Annotated in this window: 7 protein-coding genes; 6 read left to right on the forward strand and 1 reads right to left on the reverse strand. The window is 44.9% G+C overall.

Annotated elements, in window-relative coordinates:
• From PHW04_19175 to PHW04_19200, 6 genes are all read left to right on the forward strand, one after another.
• Positions 1–349 (forward strand): glycerol-3-phosphate acyltransferase (locus PHW04_19175; protein MDD2718017.1); only part of this gene is annotated, 349 nt, incomplete at its 5' end.
• On the forward strand, positions 346–1,353 hold the full coding sequence (locus PHW04_19180) for an NAD(P)-dependent glycerol-3-phosphate dehydrogenase (GenBank protein ID MDD2718018.1): 1,008 nt from the start codon (positions 346–348) through the stop codon (positions 1,351–1,353). The genes PHW04_19175 and PHW04_19180, both read left to right, overlap by 4 nt.
• Positions 1,354–1,457: 104 nt before the next feature.
• A complete protein-coding gene (locus tag PHW04_19185; GenBank protein MDD2718019.1) occupies positions 1,458–1,649 on the forward strand; it encodes an SBBP repeat-containing protein in 192 nt (63 codons plus the stop codon).
• An 80-nt stretch (positions 1,650–1,729) separates the two neighbouring features.
• Positions 1,730–2,920 carry an NHL repeat-containing protein gene (locus PHW04_19190; GenBank protein MDD2718020.1) on the forward strand — a complete coding sequence of 397 codons (1,191 nt, stop codon included), beginning with the start codon at positions 1,730–1,732 and terminating at the stop codon, positions 2,918–2,920.
• A complete protein-coding gene (locus PHW04_19195; protein MDD2718021.1) occupies positions 2,898–3,365 on the forward strand; it encodes an ATP-binding protein in 468 nt (155 codons plus the stop codon). Before PHW04_19190 ends, PHW04_19195 begins: the two co-directional genes overlap by 23 nt.
• Entirely contained in the window at positions 3,362–3,697 is a 336-nt protein-coding gene (locus PHW04_19200) for an STAS domain-containing protein (GenBank protein ID MDD2718022.1), read from the forward strand. Before PHW04_19195 ends, PHW04_19200 begins: the two co-directional genes overlap by 4 nt.
• Here PHW04_19200 and PHW04_19205 read toward each other — a convergent pair.
• Positions 3,694–3,901, reverse strand: a 208-nt coding sequence (locus PHW04_19205) for a hypothetical protein (GenBank protein MDD2718023.1), incomplete at its 5' end; no start/stop codon positions are given. The two genes, PHW04_19200 and PHW04_19205, sit on opposite strands and share 4 nt — an antisense overlap.

Below are 3,901 nucleotides of genomic sequence, written 5' to 3' on the forward strand. Positions count from 1 at the left end.
GGTCGTGCTTGGTCACATTTTCCCGATTTTTCTCGGATTCCGGGGCGGAAAAGGTGTAGCCACTTCCTGCGGTCTGTTCATCGGCCTGGCTGCCAAGCCGATGGAAGTCACCATGATCGTATGGACCATAGTCACAGCAGTTTCAAGATATGTATCACTCGGTACTCTTTCCGGTGCCCTGATCTTTCCGTTCCTGGTTAAAATCTGGCCATCTGATACCAAGAGCCCTGACAATGTGCTGCTCATTTTCAGCATCCTGTGTTCTTTTCTGATTTTCGTCACGCATATCCCGAACATACGCAGAATTCTGAACGGAGAAGAGCTGCGCATCGGCGAGAGACCGGAATGAACATCTCAGTCATAGGTTCGGGTGGATTCGGCACTACAATCTCAATTTTGCTGTCAGGGAAGGGATACCACGTCCGTCTCTGGGCAAATTTTCCTGAGCTAGCGGAAAAACTGTCCAGAGAAAGGGCCAATCCTGACTTCCTGCCCGGCCACCATATCCCTGAAAACATCCTGATCACCAACGAGATCGGGGAATCCCTTGAAAACGCAGATCTGGTAGTGATCGCGATTCCATCTTCCTATTTCAGACAGGTCCTGAAAAAATTCTGCCCTTACATCTCCAGATTCGACAAAAAGCTTTTCCTTTCATTGACTAAAGGGATCGAAGAAGGAACCTGCAAACTTCCAAGCGAAGTGTTCCGGGAAGAATTCGGAACTGATCTCTCTAAAAATTTCTATTGCCTGTCTGGTCCAAATCTGGCTCTGGAAATTGCCGGTGGTGTTCCTACATCTGCAGTGATTGCCGGATCCTGCCAGGAACATCTCGAAACTCTACAAAGCGTCATCAGCAATGATAAATTCAGGATTTATACCAACAACGACCAGATCGGGGTGCAGGTTGGCGGAGCCTTTAAAAACGTGATTGCGATCGCGGCGGGGATCTGCGATGGACTGTCATTCGGTCTCAATACCAAATCCAGCCTGATTACCAGAGGACTTGCAGAGATAATCCGGCTGGGAGTGGAAATGGGAGCTCTCCCGCACACATTTTACGGTTTGTCGGGAATGGGTGATCTGGTTGCCACATCCTTTTCACCACTTAGCCGGAACCGGACCTTCGGCGAACGCATCGGCAGAGGAGAAAAAGTAGAGGAAATCATTGGCGGGACTAAAATGGTGATTGAAGGAGTAACAAACGCCAAATCGTTTTACGAGCTGTCCAGAAAGCTTGACGTTGAAGTCCCAATCACTGAAAAAGTGTTTGAAATCATCTACAAAGGAAGCTCACCGGTCCAGGCGGTTTCAGAACTGATGACCAGAAAATTAAAAGTTGAAATATATTGAGTGCAGAGATATACTCTTTAAGGTTGTAAAGGATGCCAGAATGACCGGCAGTTTTGAAGTTTTGAGATCATTCTGGAGAGAAACATGATAAAAGGGGGTTTGCCTTGAGCAGACTTTGTGTTTTGATACTGCTGTTCAGTCTGTCATTATCTTTCGCCATACCAATGGAATACAGCTTCATCAGAGAGTTCGGCAAAAAGGGGACAGGCGACGCCCAGTTTTCATATCCAGTCAACCTTACCATTGATCGCTACGGCAACATCTATGTCACAGACTGGACAATTTCCGGATTGTAAAGTTTGACCGCGAAGGCAATTTTCTCAGAAATTTTGAAGTCACTGATCAGGATCTGGCTAAATACAAACTGAAAAATAAAATCAAACCCATCGGTATCATAGCCACCAGAGATGATTTTCTCTATGTGACTGATTACAACAATCATGTCCTGCTCATTTTCGACCTGACCGGGGGATTGCTCAAGGTTATCGGTGAATTCGGCAAGGAAAACGGAAAGTTCGAATATCCACGCGGGATCGCCTCAGACAGCTCAGGAAATATCTTTATCGCAGATTACAACAACAGCCGTGTGGAAAAATTCGATAAGGAAGGAACCTTCCTCAAAGAAATCAAAGTAATGATCGACAAGAAATTATATTCCCCGCGCTCGCTTGCAGTTACAGACAAAGGGGAAATCTGGGTGGTGATTTCCCAGCAGAACTTCATCGCCAAGATCGATGAAACAGGCAAAGTGCTGAAAAAATTCGGGAAATTAGGAAATGGCGGAGTGGATTTCTTCAATGAACCCAGATACATAGCACTGGACATGATGCAAAATCTGTACATTACCGATTACAACAACAACCGGGTGGCGATTTTCAATCCGGAAGGAGAATATTTCGGTGAATTCGGGGTGAAAGGCGCTAAACCAGGAGAATTCGACGCTCCGGAAGGGATCTGGGTAGATTACAACGGTAACCTTTTGATCGTTGATGCCAAAAACTTCAGGGTGCAGGAATTCGGTGCCCCTCAGCTTACTGCTCATAAGTATCTGGCCCTTCATTTTGAAAAGTGCTCTCTAAAAAAGGAAACTTTTCAGGAATTGTGTAAGATTCTGGAGATTGCTCCCCAGGAACCAGGTGTCAGAGAAAAACTCAGACAACTCGGAATCACCCTGGTAAATGAACTGATTGCTTCCGGAAATCTTAAGGACTGCGGGGAAGTTTACAAACAGCTCAGCATAGTGTTCATGAATGACGCCGAAATTATGGAGCTGGGCAAGAAAATCACACCCTCAGCAGTTGTTCAGAAGAAAGAACGGAAACCTGAAGCCAGCAGGAAAACTACTCCTGATAAAGCGAGCAGCAATTTCTTCACAACTGCCGCCATTGTTGTGATTGTTATCGCTATCGTAGCACTGGTACTTGTAGTTTCCAGAAAGTCGCAGCGGAATGCCAGAAAGGCACGCCGGAAAAAACTTGTGGAAGATGAACTGGAAGAAGAGGACCTTTCCAGGATCATTTCCGACAAAGAGGAAGGAAATTCCGATGATAGTGTTTCAAAATCTTAGCCGGATTATTATCCCTTCCAAAAGGGAATACATCGATAATATCATCTCCAAGATTGTTTCTGAGATCAACAATCTCTATCTGAAAATTGTTGAATATGAAAGCGGCGGCAACCTCGACATCCTGGGGAATCTTGGCTTCGGTCTCTCACTGTCGATCGATGAAGCATTGAAAAATGCCATTGAACACGGCAATGGAAATGATGAGCGGAAGCTGGTACAGATGGAGTACTACATTGATTCGCAGAAAATCCAGATCAATGTCAGGGATGAGGGTAAAGGATTCAATTACAAAGAATTAATAAATCCGACCCCGGGTGCTGAAAAGGGAAGGGGTTTAATGCTGATTAAAAATTTCATGGATGAAGTGACCTGGAATGAAACAGGCAGCGAGATCATTATGATCAAACTGAAGAAAACCCCCGTGAGAACTGGAGGAACCGCATGACGCTGACTACGGAAATTATCGAAAAAGGTAATTATATAATTTGTTATCTCAATGGAAGAATTGTTTATGAGACTGAGAATTTATTAAAACAGGCCGTCGAAGAAATCCTTCACCAGAAGATGAAAAAAAACATCATCATGAACTTCCGCGATCTTACTTATATCAACAGTTCCGGGATCGGACTACTGGTAAAGATTCTCAGGGAAGTGAATGGAGCCGGTGGTGAACTCCGCCTCTGCAGCCTGCAGCCTGCGATTCTGGAAGTATTTAAAATAACCAATCTAAACCAGGTTTTCAAGATTTTCAGCACTGAAGAAGAAGCACTGGTCTAAAAGCTCTTATGATATTCCGATTGAGTAATGTCATCCTGAGTTCCGAATTTTTTATCCGGCCCTCCTGATCTGATAGTCAGATAATATTCCCCGATATAAACATCCACAGCTGTTTCCCCGTTGACGCCTGAACGGCTTCCCGCTTTTGTGGTGTTGATTTCCACCCTGAAATCCCTGTCCCAGCTGTCTTTTGGGATAAAATTG

It is taken from the genome of Candidatus Wallbacteria bacterium (assembly GCA_028687545.1).
In the GTDB taxonomy this organism is placed as follows: Bacteria; Muiribacteriota; JAQTZZ01; order JAQTZZ01; family JAQTZZ01; genus JAQTZZ01.